The sequence below is a fragment of the Paraburkholderia dipogonis genome (assembly GCF_046027395.1).
In the GTDB taxonomy this organism is placed as follows: Bacteria; Pseudomonadota; Gammaproteobacteria; order Burkholderiales; family Burkholderiaceae; genus Paraburkholderia; species Paraburkholderia dipogonis_A.
Genome location: NZ_JAQQEG010000027.1, coordinates 49,170 through 64,042, shown reverse-complemented (window position 1 = coordinate 64,042; position 14,873 = coordinate 49,170). Strand labels below are relative to the sequence as shown.

Annotated in this window: 15 protein-coding genes and 1 tRNA gene; 8 read left to right on the top strand and 8 right to left on the bottom strand. The window is 62.6% G+C overall.

Annotated features, from left to right (window positions below; translation table 11 throughout):
- Positions 1-141 precede the first annotated feature (141 nt).
- The 6 genes from pstC (at position 142) to phoR (ending at position 5,790) form a co-directional block, all read left to right on the top strand.
- Positions 142-1,143, top strand: a complete 1,002-nt coding sequence (gene pstC / locus PQR32_RS26285) for a phosphate ABC transporter permease PstC (protein ID WP_408233690.1) — start codon at positions 142-144, stop codon at positions 1,141-1,143.
- Positions 1,140-2,036 carry a phosphate ABC transporter permease PstA gene (gene pstA / locus PQR32_RS26280; RefSeq protein WP_408233687.1) on the top strand — a complete coding sequence of 299 codons (897 nt, stop codon included), beginning with the start codon at positions 1,140-1,142 and terminating at the stop codon, positions 2,034-2,036. Before pstC ends, pstA begins: the two co-directional genes overlap by 4 nt.
- A 17-nt stretch (positions 2,037-2,053) precedes the next feature.
- A complete protein-coding gene (gene pstB, locus PQR32_RS26275) occupies positions 2,054-2,902 on the top strand; it encodes a phosphate ABC transporter ATP-binding protein PstB (protein WP_408233685.1) in 849 nt (282 codons plus the stop codon).
- Positions 2,903-2,930: 28 nt separating this feature from the next.
- Positions 2,931-3,635 (top strand): phosphate signaling complex protein PhoU, encoded by a 705-nt coding sequence (phoU, locus tag PQR32_RS26270; RefSeq protein ID WP_091792610.1) that lies wholly within the window; start codon positions 2,931-2,933, stop codon positions 3,633-3,635.
- Between the two features lie 26 nt (positions 3,636-3,661).
- The gene (gene phoB, locus PQR32_RS26265; RefSeq protein WP_006051991.1) at positions 3,662-4,363 is read left to right on the top strand and encodes a phosphate regulon transcriptional regulator PhoB; all 702 of its coding nucleotides are present in this window, start codon (positions 3,662-3,664) and stop codon (positions 4,361-4,363) included.
- A gap of 113 nt (positions 4,364-4,476) precedes the next feature.
- The gene (gene phoR, locus PQR32_RS26260; protein ID WP_408233682.1) at positions 4,477-5,790 is read left to right on the top strand and encodes a phosphate regulon sensor histidine kinase PhoR; all 1,314 of its coding nucleotides are present in this window, start codon (positions 4,477-4,479) and stop codon (positions 5,788-5,790) included.
- Positions 5,791-5,888: 98 nt separating this feature from the next.
- Here the strand turns inward: phoR and ppk1 are convergent, their stop codons facing one another.
- Complete coding sequence (gene ppk1 / locus PQR32_RS26255; RefSeq protein WP_408233679.1) at positions 5,889-7,952, bottom strand: polyphosphate kinase 1; 2,064 nt, start codon at positions 7,950-7,952, stop codon at positions 5,889-5,891.
- A 201-nt stretch (positions 7,953-8,153) separates the two neighbouring features.
- On the opposite strand from ppk1, the gene ppx reads away from it, so the two are divergent.
- Positions 8,154-9,779: an exopolyphosphatase gene (ppx, locus tag PQR32_RS26250; protein ID WP_408233676.1), complete on the top strand. Its 1,626-nt coding sequence runs from the start codon at positions 8,154-8,156 to the stop codon at positions 9,777-9,779.
- 114 nt (positions 9,780-9,893) lie between these two features.
- Here ppx and PQR32_RS26245 read toward each other — a convergent pair whose 3' ends face one another.
- The 5 genes from PQR32_RS26245 to PQR32_RS26225 all read right to left on the bottom strand — a co-directional run bounded on the left by PQR32_RS26245 (position 9,894) and on the right by PQR32_RS26225 (position 12,587).
- The gene (locus PQR32_RS26245) at positions 9,894-10,706 is read right to left on the bottom strand and encodes a GNAT family N-acetyltransferase (protein WP_408233673.1); all 813 of its coding nucleotides are present in this window, start codon (positions 10,704-10,706) and stop codon (positions 9,894-9,896) included.
- Between the two features lie 354 nt (positions 10,707-11,060).
- Positions 11,061-11,519, bottom strand: coding sequence for a phosphohistidine phosphatase SixA (gene sixA / locus PQR32_RS26240; RefSeq protein WP_132373622.1), 459 nt, complete (start codon positions 11,517-11,519; stop codon positions 11,061-11,063).
- A 211-nt stretch (positions 11,520-11,730) separates the two neighbouring features.
- Positions 11,731-11,807, bottom strand: a tRNA-Pro gene (locus tag PQR32_RS26235).
- A 93-nt stretch (positions 11,808-11,900) separates the two neighbouring features.
- Positions 11,901-12,059, bottom strand: a complete 159-nt coding sequence (locus PQR32_RS26230; RefSeq protein WP_007181032.1) for a DUF3309 family protein — start codon at positions 12,057-12,059, stop codon at positions 11,901-11,903.
- A gap of 354 nt (positions 12,060-12,413) precedes the next feature.
- A complete protein-coding gene (locus PQR32_RS26225) occupies positions 12,414-12,587 on the bottom strand; it encodes a hypothetical protein (RefSeq protein ID WP_408233670.1) in 174 nt (57 codons plus the stop codon).
- A gap of 182 nt (positions 12,588-12,769) precedes the next feature.
- On the opposite strand from PQR32_RS26225, the gene PQR32_RS26220 reads away from it, so the two are divergent.
- Complete coding sequence (locus PQR32_RS26220) at positions 12,770-12,940, top strand: hypothetical protein (RefSeq protein WP_408233667.1); 171 nt, start codon at positions 12,770-12,772, stop codon at positions 12,938-12,940.
- 209 nt (positions 12,941-13,149) lie between these two features.
- Here PQR32_RS26220 and PQR32_RS26215 read toward each other — a convergent pair whose 3' ends face one another.
- Complete coding sequence (locus PQR32_RS26215) at positions 13,150-14,517, bottom strand: MATE family efflux transporter (RefSeq protein WP_408233664.1); 1,368 nt, start codon at positions 14,515-14,517, stop codon at positions 13,150-13,152.
- The gene (locus PQR32_RS26210; RefSeq protein ID WP_408233661.1) at positions 14,514-14,822 is read right to left on the bottom strand and encodes a DUF2288 domain-containing protein; all 309 of its coding nucleotides are present in this window, start codon (positions 14,820-14,822) and stop codon (positions 14,514-14,516) included. The genes PQR32_RS26215 and PQR32_RS26210 overlap by 4 nt, the downstream gene beginning before the upstream one ends.
- Positions 14,823-14,873 lie beyond the last annotated feature (51 nt).

Genomic DNA, 14,873 nt, shown 5'->3' with positions numbered 1-14,873 from the left:
GCAATAGCAAAGCGCTCAGCATCCGCAGTACGTAACACGTTGGCCGCCCTCATGTAAGGACGGCCAACGGCTTTAACCCCGGCATCACCGGCCGCACGACACGTGTCATACGGCAACTGGAAACAGGCTCATCAGGCTCTCATGTCCGATATCCAATTAGCGTCCGGCGCGAGCAGATCGACCCCGCCCGGCAGCGCGTCGCAGCAGAAAGCGCCTAGCCGCGCCGGCGACGTGATCTTCGGTGGTCTCGCGCGCCTCGCCGCCATCATTACGTTGCTGCTGCTCGGCGGCATCATCGTTTCGCTGATCGTCGCCTCCTTGCCGTCGATCAAGCAATTCGGTCTCAGCTTCCTGTGGACCGCCAACTGGGATCCACCCAGCAAGCAATTCGGCGCCCTGGTGCCGATCTACGGCACGATCGCCACGTCGATCATTGCACTCATCATCGCGGTGCCCGTCAGCTTCGGCATCGCGCTTTTCCTGACTGAACTCGCGCCCGCGTGGCTGCGCCGCCCGCTCGGCATCGCGATCGAACTGCTCGCCGCGATTCCGTCGATCGTGTACGGCATGTGGGGTCTGCTGGTGTTCGCGCCGATCTTCGCGACGTGGTTCGAAAAGCCGCTCGGCGCGGTGCTCGGCGGCATTCCGGTCGTCGGGGCGCTGTTTCAGGGCGCGCCGATCGGCATCGGCATCCTGTGCGCGGGTGTGATTCTCGCGATCATGATCATCCCGTACATCGCCTCGGTGATGCGCGACGTGTTCGAAGTCACGCCGGTCCTGCTGAAGGAATCGGCGTACGGCATCGGCTGCACGACGTGGGAAGTGATGTGGAAGATCGTGCTGCCCTTCACCAAGAGCGGCGTGATCGGCGGCGTGATGCTGGGTCTGGGCCGCGCGCTCGGCGAGACCATGGCCGTTACCTTCGTGATCGGTAACACCAATCTGCTCGACAACGTGTCGCTCTTTTCGCCGGGCAACAGCATTACGTCGGCGCTCGCCAACGAATTCGCCGAAGCAGATCCGGGTCTGCATACGTCGGCGTTGATGGAACTCGGCCTCATTCTGTTCGTGATTACTTTTGTCGTGCTGGCAATCTCGAAGTTCATGCTGCTTCGCCTCGAAAAAGCGGAGGGCGCGAAATGAGCCAATCCACTTTGAATATGCCAGGTTCGAACGACGCCGCCGCGCTCGAAGCCATGCGCGTGCGTCTGCAAGGCCGCCGCCGCATGAAGAACGCGCTCGCGCTGACCATGTCGCTCGCCGCGATGGCATTCGGTCTGCTGTGGCTGATCTGGATTCTGTACACGACTTTGCGCCTCGGTATCGGCGGCTTGTCGGTCGAACTGTTCACGCAATCGACGCCGCCGCCGAACACCGATGGCGGCGGTCTCGCCAACGCGATCGTCGGCAGCCTGATGCTGGTTGGGCTCGCCACTTTCGTCGGCACACCGATCGGCATTCTGGCCGGCGTCTATCTCGCCGAATACGGTCAGAAGGGCTGGCTCGCGAGCCTTACGCGGTTCATCAACGACATCCTGTTGTCGGCGCCCTCGATCGTGGTGGGTCTGTTCGTGTACGCGCTGGTCGTGGCTAAGATGGGTCACTTCAGCGGCTGGGCCGGTGTCTTCGCGCTCGCCTTGCTGCAGATTCCAATCGTGATCCGCACCACGGAAAACATGTTGAAACTGGTGCCGAACGCACTGCGTGAAGCAGCTTTCGCACTCGGCACGCCGAAGTGGAAGATGGTGCTGTCGATCACGCTGAAGGCTTCTATCGCGGGTATCGTCACCGGCGTGCTGCTCGGCGTGGCGCGTATCGCAGGCGAAACCGCGCCGCTGCTCTTCACGGCGCTGTCGAATCAGTTCTTCTCGATGGACATGGGCCAGCCGGTCGCGAACCTGCCGGTCACGATCTACAAGTTTGCGATGAGCCCGTTCGCGCAGTGGCAATCGCTCGCGTGGGCCGGCGTCTTCCTGATCACGCTCGCAGTGCTGGGACTGAATATCCTCGCGCGCACGATCTTCTCGAACAAGTAAGGGCGGAGTGTAATCCGATGAATATGGCAGAAACTCAACTCAATCCGATCGCGCGTCCCACTGCGCCCGCCGGTTTCGATCCCGCCCAGAGCGGCCAGGCGCTGGCGTCGTCGCGTCCGAAGATCGAGATCAACGACCTGAACTTCTTCTACGGCAAGTATCACGCGCTGAAGAACATCAATCTGCAGATTCCCGAAGGCAAGGTGACCGCGTTCATCGGCCCGTCGGGTTGCGGCAAGTCCACGCTGTTGCGTACGCTGAACAAGATGTACGCGCTCTATCCGGAACAGCGCGCCGAAGGCGAGATCCTGATGGACGGCGAAAACCTGCTGACCTCCAAGCGCGATATTTCGCTGCTGCGCGCGCGGATCGGCATGGTGTTCCAGAAGCCGACGCCATTTCCGATGTCGATCTACGACAACATCGCGTTCGGCGTGAAGATGTTCGAAACGCTGCCGCGCTCGGAAATGGACGACCGCGTCGAATGGGCGCTGACCAAGGCCGCGCTGTGGAACGAAGTGAAGGACAAGCTCGGCCAGAGCGGCTACGGTTTGTCGGGCGGCCAGCAGCAGCGTCTGTGCATTGCGCGCGGTATCGCGATCCGTCCGGAAGTGCTCCTGCTCGACGAGCCGTGCTCGGCGTTGGACCCGATTTCCACGGGCCGTATCGAAGAGCTGATCGCCGAACTGAAGAGCGATTACACGGTGGTGATCGTCACGCACAACATGCAACAGGCGGCCCGCTGTTCGGACTACACTGCCTATATGTACCTCGGCGAGTTGATCGAATTCGGCGATACCGAAAAGATCTTCATCAAGCCGGTCCGCAAGGAAACCGAGGATTACATCACTGGCCGCTTCGGCTAACACGCCGAGCAAAACAAGGGAGTACGACATGTCCGATAAACACCTGTCCAGCCAGTTCGACGCCGACCTGAATCTGGTTTCCTCCAAGGTGCTCGAAATGGGCGGCCTGGTCGAATCGCAGATCGTCAAGGCCATGCAGGCGCTCAACGAGTTCGATCTCGACATCGCCGAACAGGTGATCGCCGCGGAAGAACGCCTGAACAAGATGGAAGTTGAAATCGACGAAGAGTGCAGCAACATCATCGCGCGCCGTCAGCCGGCCGCGCGTGATCTGCGCCTGCTGATCGCGATTTCGAAGACCATCACGAATCTCGAGCGCGCCGGCGACGAAGCCGAAAAAATCGCCAAGCGCACCAAGCGTTTGATGGAAGACGGCGCCTCGCGCACCATCAATATCGCTGAAATCAAGTTGTCGGGCGAGATGGCGGTGTCGATTCTGCGCCGCGCGCTCGACGCGTTCGCACGCCTCGACACGGTCGCCGCCGCGCAGATCGTGCGCGACGACAAAGCGATCGACGAAGAATTCCGCGCGTTCGTGCGCAAGCTGATTTCGTACATGACGGAAGATCCGCGTTCGATTTCGGTGGGCCTCGATTTTCTGTTCATCGCCAAGGCGATCGAGCGGATCGGCGACCACGCGAAGAACATCGCCGAATTCATCATTTACATCGTCAAGGGCACGGACGTGCGGCACAAGTCGCGCGACGCGCTCGAACGCGAAGCACTCAGTTAATCCAGATATAAGGACCAGAGGTGCCGATGCCCAGCAGCATTCTCGTCATTGAAGATGAGCCCGCCATTTCCGAATTGATTTCGGTCAATCTTCAACACGCCGGACACTGCCCGATTCGCGCGTACAACGCGGAGCAGGCGCAGAACCTGATCAGCGACGTATTGCCCGACCTCGTGCTGCTCGACTGGATGTTGCCGGGAAAATCGGGCATCGCGTTCGCTCGCGACCTGCGCAACAACGAGCGCACGAAGCATATTCCGATCATCATGCTGACCGCGCGTGGCGACGAGCAGGACAAGGTGCTCGGCCTCGAAATCGGCGCCGACGACTACGTCACCAAGCCGTTCTCGCCGAAAGAACTGATGGCGCGCATCAAGGCGGTGTTGCGCCGCCGCGCGCCGCAGTTGACCGAAGACGTGGTCGCGATCAACGGCCTCAAGCTCGATCCGGCAACCCATCGCGTGGCCGCGCATGCGGAAGGTAGCGAGATCAAGCTCGATCTCGGCCCGACGGAATTCCGTCTGCTGCACTTTTTCATGACGCACCCGGAGCGCGTGCACAGCCGCACGCAATTGCTCGATCAGGTGTGGGGCGATCACGTGTTCGTCGAAGAGCGCACGGTGGACGTGCATATCAAGCGCCTGCGCGCGGCGCTCAAGCCGGCTGGGTGCGATGCTATGATTGAGACGGTACGCGGCAGCGGCTACCGGCTTGCGAAGAGCGCCTGACGCTCGCTCAGCGGTGGCGGCGTTCGAGTCCGCGTCAGATACGTCGTCTTCGCAACGATAGGCGCCGCGGTTCCCATCACGGCGCATGGGCTTTTCTCTTCGATCGCTAGACCATGAACATCATCTGGGCGCGCTCCATCGTGTCGGTCGTGCTGCTGGCTGTTCTGTGCGTGGTGGTCGGCGCACTCGTGAACGTCAAGGCAGCGCTCGTCCTCGCGATTGTCATGCTGCTCGCGCAGAGCCTTTTCAGCACCTTTCATAAACAGCGTCTGTGGCGTTTGCTCGACGCGCCGGTCTACGGCGAAGTGCCGAGCGCGCCCGGCATCTGGGGCGAAATCTATTACCGTCTGCACAAGCTCGCAAAGCGCTGGCATGCCCAGGTGCGCCAGGTCGAGCAGCAGCATTCGCGCTTCATTCAGGCGATTCAGGCCTCGCCGAATGGCGTGGCGATGCTCGACGATCACGATCAGATCGAGTGGTGCAATGCGATCTCCGAACTCCATTTCGGCCTGGACGCGAAGCGCGATCTGCGTCAGCACATCACGCATCTGGTACGACAGCCGGACTTCGTTCGCTATCTGAATTCGCATCGCTACGAAGAGATGCTGATCATGCGCGGCATGGGCGAGAAACGGCAGAACGTGCTCTCGGTCCAGGTGTTTCCGTACGGCGAGAATCGCAAGCTGGTGCTCTCGCAAGACATTACCGAACTCGAGCGGACCGACGCGATGCGGCGCGACTTCGTCGCCAATGTGTCGCATGAGTTGAAGACGCCGCTCACGGTACTCTCGGGTTTTCTGGAGACCATGCGCGAGTTGCCGTTGAGCGAAGCCGAACGTTCACGCTATCTCGAACTGATGGAGCAGCAGGCCTCGCGCATGCGCCATATCGTCAGCGATCTGCTGGTGCTCGCCAAACTCGAAGGCGACAACAAGCCGCCGAGCGATCAGATGATCGATATGCGCGCGGTGTTGCGGCATCTGCGCGACGACGCGGAAAACCTGTCGAGCGATCATCACAAGATCACATTCGATGCGGACGAAGGGCTCACCGTCACCGGCGTCGAAACGGAAATTCTTAGCGCGTTCGGCAATCTCGTCACGAACGCGATCCGCTACACGCCGGACGGCGGTGCGATCAAGGTGGCTTGGCACGCGCAAGGCGGCAACGCGGTGTTTTCCGTGACGGACAGCGGACTCGGCATTCCCTCTGCGGACATTCCGCGGTTGACCGAGCGTTTCTATCGCGTCGATCGCAGCCGTTCACGCGACACCGGCGGCACGGGCCTCGGCCTCGCCATCGTCAAGCATGTGCTGCAACGTCACGATGCACAGCTCGATGTGAAGAGCGAAGAGGGGCGTGGCAGCACGTTCACCGTGCGCTTCCCGGTGTATCGCACGGCGCGTCGGCAACCAGCGCCGGCTTGAACGTAAACGCATTGACCCAAAAAAAAGCCCGCACGTAGCGGGTTTTTTTACGCGTGTCGCGTGTCGCTGTCTCGCCGAAGCGAGCGCAATTGCTAACGTCACGAACAGAATTTCCCCAGCAGGCTCATCTGCGCGTTGCGCGAGGACTTGCCCGGCCGGCGGCGCCGGTAATGGCCGTCGCTTTGCATCAGCCACGCGGACTGATTGTCGCCGAGAAATGCCGACAGACCTTCGGCGATCACACGCCGCTTCAGACGGCGGTTGTTGATCGGGAACGCGACTTCCACTCGCCGGAAGAAATTGCGGTCCATCCAGTCGGCGCTCGACAGATAGACCTGCTCCTTGCCGCCGTCGTAGAAGTAGAAGATGCGATGGTGTTCGAGAAAGCGCCCGACGATCGAGCGCACGGTGATGTTCTCCGAAAGCCCCGCCACACCCGGCTGCAACGAACACACGCCGCGCACGATCAGATCGATTTTTACGCCGGCCTTCGCGGCTTCATACAGTTCGGCGATCACCGTGGGTTCGAGCAGTGCGTTCATCTTCGCGACGATGCGTGCTTTCTTGCCGGCGCGCGCATGTTCGGCTTCGGCGCGAATCGCTTCGACCAGTTTCGGATGCAGCGTGAACGGCGATTGCCACAATTCGTGCAGCTTCAGTTCTCCGCCGATGCCGGTCAACTGCTGGAACACGTGATGCACGTCTTCGCAGATCTTCTGGTCGGCGGTCATCAGGCCGAAGTCGGTGTAAAGACGCGCCGTGCGCGGATGGTAGTTGCCGGTGCCGAGGTGCACATAGCGCTTGAGCGTAGTCTTGCCGCCCACCGACACGCGCCGCACGATCAGCATCATCTTCGCATGGCACTTGTGGCCCACCACGCCGTACACCACGTGCGCGCCGACTGCTTCGAGCTGCGAGGCCCAGTTGATGTTGGTTTCCTCGTCGAAGCGCGCGAGCAGTTCGACCACCACCGTGACTTCCTTACCGTTGCGCGCGGCTTGCATCAGCGCGTCCATCAGCGGCGAATCGGTGCCGGTGCGATAGATGGTCTGCTTGATCGCGACCACGTTCGGATCTTTGGCCGCCTGCAGCAACAGTTCGAGCACCGGCTGAAAACTCTCGTACGGATGATGCAGCAACACGTCGCCCTGATCGACCACGTCGAACATGCTGGCGCTGTTGGCGATCTGCGGCGGAATCGCGGGAATGTGCGGCACGAACTTCAGGTCGGGACGATCCACCATCTCCGGCAATTGCATCAGCCGCACCAGATTTACGGGGCCGTCTGCGTAATAGCAATCCTTGTTGGAGAGGCCACTTTCGTCGAGCAGGCGCCGCACGACATGCGTGGGCGTTTCCGCCGACACCTCGAGCCGCACCGCGTTGCCCAGATGCCGCGCCGGCAATTCGCCCTGCAACGCGACACGCAGATTGGTGATTTCGTCTTCGTCGACGAACAGTTCGCTATTGCGCGTGATGCGAAACTGATTGCAACTGCGCACCACGAGGTTCGGAAACAGTTCGCCGACAAAGCGCTGCAACAGCGAGCTCAGCAGCACGAAGCCATGCGGATAGCCTGACAGGTCTTGCGGCATGCGCACGAGCCGCGGCAGCGCGCGCGGCGCCTGCACGATGCCCATCATCGCCTGGCGGCCGAACGCGTCCTTGCCTTCCAGTTCGACGACGAAGTTCAGGCTCTTGTTGAGCACGCGTGGAAACGGATGCGCCGGATCGAGGCCGATCGGCGTGAGCACCGGCAACAGTTCGTCGAAGAAGTAGTTGCGCGCCCATTCGGTCTGCGCTTCGTTCCACGCTTCCGTGCCGTGAAAATAGATGCCTTCTGCTTCGAGCGCGGTGAGCACCGTGTCGTGCAGCATGGTGTATTGGCGATGCACGAGCTTCTGCGCGCGTTCGACCACGAGGTCGTACACGTGCTGCAACGACATGCCGTCCGGCGACAGTGCGCCGGGATTGTCGCGCATCTGTTCCTGCAGTCCGGCCATGCGGACTTCGAAGAATTCGTCGAGATTGCTACTGGTGATGCAGATGAAACGCAGGCGTTCGAGCAAAGGGACGGCTGGGTCGGCAGCTTGTGCCAACACACGCTCGTTGAAACCCAGAATGCCCAGCTCGCGATTCAATAAGGGGTAGCGGATGGACATCGGCAGCGAGAAAGGAATGTCAGGAAGAGAGGCGGAAAGACGCTCGGAAATTCTCACAGTATGATGACGTTGTTATGACATTCTCGATGTTTTAAATTCTACGCCGTATTCGCCGCGTGTCGTCAATATGACGCAGTGCATATGGGACCATGGGTACCCCCATTGCTGCGAGGTGACATCGTGAGGCCCGGTACGCTTAGAATGGCGTCTTTGAACAGCGCGGCCGGCCATAAGGCGCCCAAGGCACCGAGTGGGTACGCGGCGCCCTCCGCATCCAACGCCGCCGCGCTCGCGCGCATGGAGCACGCTAACCCGATGGTCAATACTCCGCAACTCCTCGCTGCCGTCGATCTCGGCTCGAACAGCTTCCGGCTGATTGTGGGCCGGGTCGAGGAAACCGACGCGGGCAGCCAGATTTATCAGGTCGACGCCTTGCGCGAACCGGTGCGTCTTGCTGCCGGTCTGTCGCGCGACAAGATGCTCGACCGTGCTTCGCAGGTGCGCGGCTGGGACGCGCTCAAGCGTTTCGGCGAGCGTCTTCGCGACTTCCACCCCGATCACGTTCGCGCGGTCGCAACCAATACATTGCGCATCGCCAAGAATGCCGGCGAATTTCTCGGCGAGGCGCAAGCCGCGCTCGGTTTCCCGATCGAAGTGATTGCCGGGCGCGAAGAAGCGCGGCTGATCTATGCAGGGGCAGCACACTCCGTGCCCGCGAGCCCGGGAAAGCGCCTCGTGGTCGATATCGGCGGTGGCTCGACGGAATTCATCATCGGCTCGCATTACACGCCGATCAAGATGGAGAGCCTGTATATCGGTTGCGTGAGCCATAGCCGTGCGTTTTTCCCGGCCGGCAACGTCGACGAATATACGATGCGTCAGGCCGAACTCGCCGCGGGCCGCGAAATCCAGATCATTTCCGCCGAGTACAAGAAAACCGGCTGGGAGCAGGCGATCGGTTCATCGGGCACCGCGCGCGCGTTGGCCGAATTGGTGGAGGCTAATAACTTCAACGATCCGGGCATCACGCACGGCATCTCGCGCGGCGGACTCGAACGGCTCAAGCGCGCGCTGATCAAGGCGGAGAACGTCAATCGGCTGAAGCTCGTCGCGTTGAAGGGCGATCGCATTCCGGTGCTGGCCGGCGGTCTGTCGATCATGATCGCGGTGTTCGACGAACTCGGCGTCGACTACGTCGATACCACGGACGGCGCGCTGCGCCTCGGCGTGCTTTACGACCTGCTCGGCCGTTCGCAGCACGAAGACATGCGCACGGTGACGGTGGAAGGCTTCATGCGCCGCTATGGTGTGGATCGCGCGCAGGCGGGGCGCATCGGCGAACTCGCGGTGCGCTTCTACGATCAGTTCGCGGAACCTGACGAAGAACGCCGCGCGGAAAACCGCATGTTCCTCGGTTGGGCGGCGGCGCTGCACGAAATCGGTCTGTCGATCTCGCACAGCGCGTATCACAAGCATTCGGCCTATATCGCGAGCAACGCGGACATGCCGGGCTTTTCGCGCACCGACCAGGCACGGCTTGCCGCGCTGGTGCTCGGTCACGCGGGCAAGCTCGGCAAGCTGTCGCAAACGCGCGAGGTGGAGTGGCCGCTGCTGTTCTGTCTGCGGCTCGCGGCGCTGCTGTGTCGTCGCCGTGCGGATGTCGGCTTGCCTGGCATCTCGGTGGCGCAGGTCAATGGTGGTTACGAGGTGCGTTTGCCGAACGAGTGGGTGGCGAACAATCCGCTGACCGACTACAGCCTGATTCAGGAAGCCGCGGAGTGGGAGAAGGTCGGCATTCCGTATCGAGTGGTCTATACGGAAGATTGAGGCATTGCGCTCGGCGCGCGTATGGATGAGAAAAGCCCGGCATGTTGCCGGGCTTTTCTCATCCATGGCCTTATCGCTGACGCGCATCAAAGCGCGTCACGCGAACGAATCCGCTCAGCGCGGCAACGCATCGCCGAGGAAGTGGCGAGCGTAGCGTGCGTTGATATCGGACAAACGCAACAGCGTGAGAAAGTCCGCGGTATTGAAGTCGGGATCCCATGCCGGCGCGCCGCAAATCTTCGCGCCGAGGCGCAGATAACCCTTCACCAGCGGCGGCGGCGCCACCTCGGCGCCGGTTTGCAATTCATCGACCGGCAGCGGCGTGTGCGGAAACGCGCGATATTCCGGCGCGGTCAGCGCGTTGTCGCGCAACGAGCAGTACAGATTCGCCGCGTAGTGACCGCCGTCGACCATCGCCACGCTCGCGCAGCCGAGCATCGTCTCGTAGCCGTTGTGCTTCATGTAGGCGGCAAGGCCCGCCCACAGCGACATGATCACCGAGCCGCTGCGATAGTCGGGATGTACGCACGAACGGCCCACTTCGACCATCTTGGCGCGCAGGTGCGTCAAGCGCGATACGTCGAATTCGCTTTCCGCATACAGGCGGCCGATACGCGCGGCCTGATGCGGCGGCAACGCGCGATACGTGCCGACCACTTTCAACGTGTCGAGATCGCGCACCAGCAGGTGATCGCAGTAGGAGTCAAACGAATCGACGTCGAGACCCGCGGGGCCCGTCAGACGTGCGCCCATTTCGTCGGCGAATATGCGGTAGCGCAGACGCTGGGCTTCGCGCAGTTCTTCGTCGGTGCGTGCCCACGTAACTTGCAGGCGATGTTGGGCGGTGACCGCTTCCTCGGCGCGCGGCAGACGGCGCGACTCGAAGATCGAAGCGAGGGGCAGGGTAGGCGTCGGCAGTTCTCGCATGGGGGGTCCTGGTCGAAAAAAGGGAGATTTCTTTTTTCGCCAATGTAGTAACGCCTGGTGACGCTCGCATGGCAAGCCCATGACGATTGGATGACTGCCCGTAAGCTGCGTGCCCGCGGCTTGTAATGTCCGGAGCCAAGTCGGCGAGTGTTGTTTCCGCGCGAACTGTGGGGGCGTGGCGGAGCGGGTGGGAGCGATTCGAGCGCCGGGACGGTCCGATCCCGGCGATGTGGGTAAAGCATGTGATCGATGCGAGCGGCCCGGCGGTGTTCGTGCGCCGCGTGGGATTTTATGGGCCGCCGGCCTGGTTGAAGCGAATCCGAATCCGAATCCGAATCCGAATCCGAATCCGAATCAGACCAGATCGGGACTCATGGCGGCGCGCAGCACGGCCTGGTCGTCGCCGTCGCGCTCACGGCTCGCGATCCACCACACGCCGGCTTTCTTCAGCGGCCAGCTCGCGGCGCTATTGCCGAGCAGCCGCGCGGCGACGTGACCGAGCGTCGGTTGATGGCCGACGATCACCACTGTCTGCGCGATGCCCTTGGGCCAGCCGGCGGCGTTGAGCACGTCGTCCGCGCTCGCGTTGGGCGCGAGTTCACGCACCACGCGATATTGATCGCTCAGGGTCTCGGCGGTCTGGATGGTGCGCACTGCAGGGCTCGCGAGCACCACAGCGTCGTCGGGCAGCCGGGTGCGCAGCCATTTGGCGACGTTTTGCGCCTGCTTGCGGCCTCGCGTGGTGAGCGCTCGCGCGAGGTCGGTGCTGGCGATGTCTTCGGCTTCGGCGTGACGCCAGAGAATCAGATCCATGGGTGTCTCCTTGACTCTGGTTGCGGCGCTTGAGCCTGATCAGGCGTGCGCCAGGTTTCATTCACTGTCGCACGCGGGCTCGTGAGGCCGCAAGGCGATGGCTCGGGCGGATCGTATAAGCGCTCTGGTATATCGCAAGCGCGAGCCTGAAAGCCCAAAAAGCAAAAAACCCGCGAAGCCGGAGGCTACGCGGGTTTCGTGTTGCTTTTCGTGGTCGGAGCGAAAGGATTCGAACCTTCGACCCTCTGATCCCAAATCAGATGCGCTACCAGGCTGCGCTACGCTCCGACGAATCCGAGATTCTACGTGGCATTGGGTGCCAGAGTCAATCACGAATTGCGCCGGTGCGAAACGGAGGCTCGAATGCGCGATTCGACCGCGTTATATGCGTCCCATCAGCAGCAACACGATCACGATGATCAGCACGACGCCCAGCACGCCGGTCGGCCGATAGCCCCAGCCACTGCTGTACGGCCAGCTCGGCAACGCGCCGATCAGCAGAAGAATGAGCACGATAAGCAGTATGGTTCCGATGGTCATTCGAATTCTCCCTGTCTGGCCTGAGCCATTTGGTCTGTTGGTTCGGCGCATTCACGCCGGGACGCTCGACGCGCAAGCTGCGCGCTCCTTGCAGGCTTACACGCAGCAAGGCATGTGCCTAACCGGGAACTAAGGTCGGAGGGGAGACGGCGGGCGGCTGGGTGCTTCAGTCGTGGCGAGGCGAAGCGTCAGGAGAAATGGCAGGCAGGAAAAACTTGCGCGCCGAGCGTGGGTGCGGGGCTGCCGTGACGACGCAAGCAGCCGACGTGCGAGCGCGGGCTCGCACGTGCGCTGCAGCGTATCAACCGTTCAATCATCCGGAGTCGCCGCGAACGTAGCCGGCCGGTTTTCCGTTCAGTGCCGGCGACGCATCCAGTGCGGCATGTGCTGATGAGTCAGCCAGTGATGCACCATGCCTTCGCCGTCGTGTTCGCGCCGATAGGTTCTCGATTCGTAAATCGACAACACGAGCAGCACGAGCAGACCTATTCCGAGTCCGACCAGACCCGCGATCGTTTCAGCGTCCATGGCAGTCTCCTATGAGATGCGACCGTGACTTTATAGTAGCTCACACGTAACGAAATAGGAGGGGCAGGGCTGCTCGCCGCGGCTTCGTGGAATGCACTTTGCGGGTAGACTCTCGGCGCTCGCGCTTGCCCGGTCAGCGCCGGGCAGCCGCTCTTTCATTCTGCTTCGAGAGACTCCTGTTTATGATCCGCGTTTCGATGATTGCGTTGCTGCTGCTTGCCAGTGTCGCCGGTTGTGCAAATGGTCCGTCCGGCCATCATGGTGGCCCGCCGCCGCAAGATCCCGCCGACTATCACGGCGTGCCCACCGACAGCCGTCCGCCCACGATGGTGCCTGCGCCGGTTACACCTTGACCATCGGCTGATAACGGACCCGGCAACTGGGACGAATAGCTTGAGCGAAGCGCCGGCGCGGGCACGCCGGCGCTTCTGACCCGCGCAGACTTTTAGCGCGGAGAGCGCGGGCTGAGATCATTCTAGGGCGAGCGTCGCGCGCGATATGTGTGCGCTTGTTTCAAGCCGTAACCGGGTGCCGCGATGCGAGATGGGCGACGCCAAAGCACTCAAGCCGCCGCCCCCGCCGTGCCGCGCACGACGCCCGGCATATAGCGCACGAGCGTGAGACCGCGCAACGCCATGAAGAGCAGCATCGCGGCCCACAAGCCGTGATTGCCGTACAGCGCCAGCAAGGCCCACGACGCCGCCACGAACAGCGCGAACGACACCACCATCGACATCATGAGTTCGCGCGTGCGCGTCGCGCCAATGAAGACGCCGTCGAGCAGAAAGCCCCACACGGAAACCACTGGCGAGAGCGCGGCCCACGGCAGATACATTTCAGCGGTGGCGCGCACGGCGGCCTGATCCGTCAGACGTTCGACGATCCAGGAGCCCGCGCCCCAATACACCAGCGAGAACCCCAGCGCGCCGAGCGTGGACCACAACGCCGTCACCTTGATCGCCTGCGTGAACGCGTGGCGGTCGCGCGCGCCGATCGCCGCGCCGACCAGCGCTTCGGCGGCGTGCGCGAAGCCGTCGAGTCCGTAGGCCATGAAGGTCTGAAAATTGAGCAGCAGCGCGTTGGCGGCGAGCGTGGCGTCGCCTTGTTTCGCGCCCAGATGCGCAAACCAGCCGAACGACGAGAGCAGGCACAAGGTCCGTACGAAGATGTCGCGATTGAGCACCACCAGCCGCTTGATCGCCGCAGCGTCGAACAGGGCGGCTCGGTTCAGCGCGGGCAGGCCACGCGGCCTGCCGTGCCATAGCAGGGCGGCGCCGAGCACGAAGCCGAGCGCATCAGCGGTGGCCGTGGCCGCGCCGATGCCGGCCACGCCCCACTCGAATCCGTACACATACAGCAGCACGGCCACGACGTTCACGCTGTTGATGAACACCTGCGAGAGCAGCGCGAGCCGCACCTGCTGCGTGCCGAGCAGCCAGCCGAGCACGACATAATTGCCGAGGGCGAGCGGGGCGGCCCAGATGCGCGCGTGACAGTAGAGCCGCGCGTTGCGTTGCACCGCGTCGCTGCCGCCGATTACGCGCAATGCGTAATCGATCAGCGGCATTTGCAGCGCCAGCACCACGGCGCCGATCGCGGCCGCCAGCAACAGCGCGCGCACGACGTTGTTGCGCAACTCGGCGTGGTCGTCTGCGCCGTGCGATTGCGCGACCAGACCCGTCGTGCCCATGCGCAGGAAGCCGAAGCCCCAGAACACGAAGTTGAAGAACAGGCCGCCGAGCGCCACGCCGCCGAGATATGAAGCGCCGTCCAGATGGCCGGCGACCGCGGTGTCGACCGCGCCGAGAATCGGCTGTGTCAGATTGGCGAGAACGATGGGAAACGCCAGCGCCAGCACCCGGCGGTGCCAGTGCACAGGGACGGCGGGTGCCGCTGCCGACGTGTCCGCGTCGCGCGCGGGTTCGCTCAATTGCGTTCCTGCACGCACACCCAGGGCGAGACGACGACGGCCCAGAGGTCCGGGTCGCGCTCGGCGAAATCGGCGGCGGTTTCCGCCTGCACGCGCTCGACGAGGCCGGAGGACAGCCATTGCGTGACCTGCGTAGCGTCGTCGCTGGCGATGGCTTCGGCAACGCTCACCAGATCGAGGTCGCGCGCGACGCGCAGCAGCATGCCGCGTGCGAAGAAGCGTTCGAGTTCGGGCCAGCCGATCCTGGCGGTTTCGGCGAGCAGCTTGGCGTACAGCGGGCTATGGGTGGCGTCGTTGGAAGTCATCGTAAGCGGGTTCTGACGGGGCCGTTACTATAAACCATCGGCGCGGGCCGC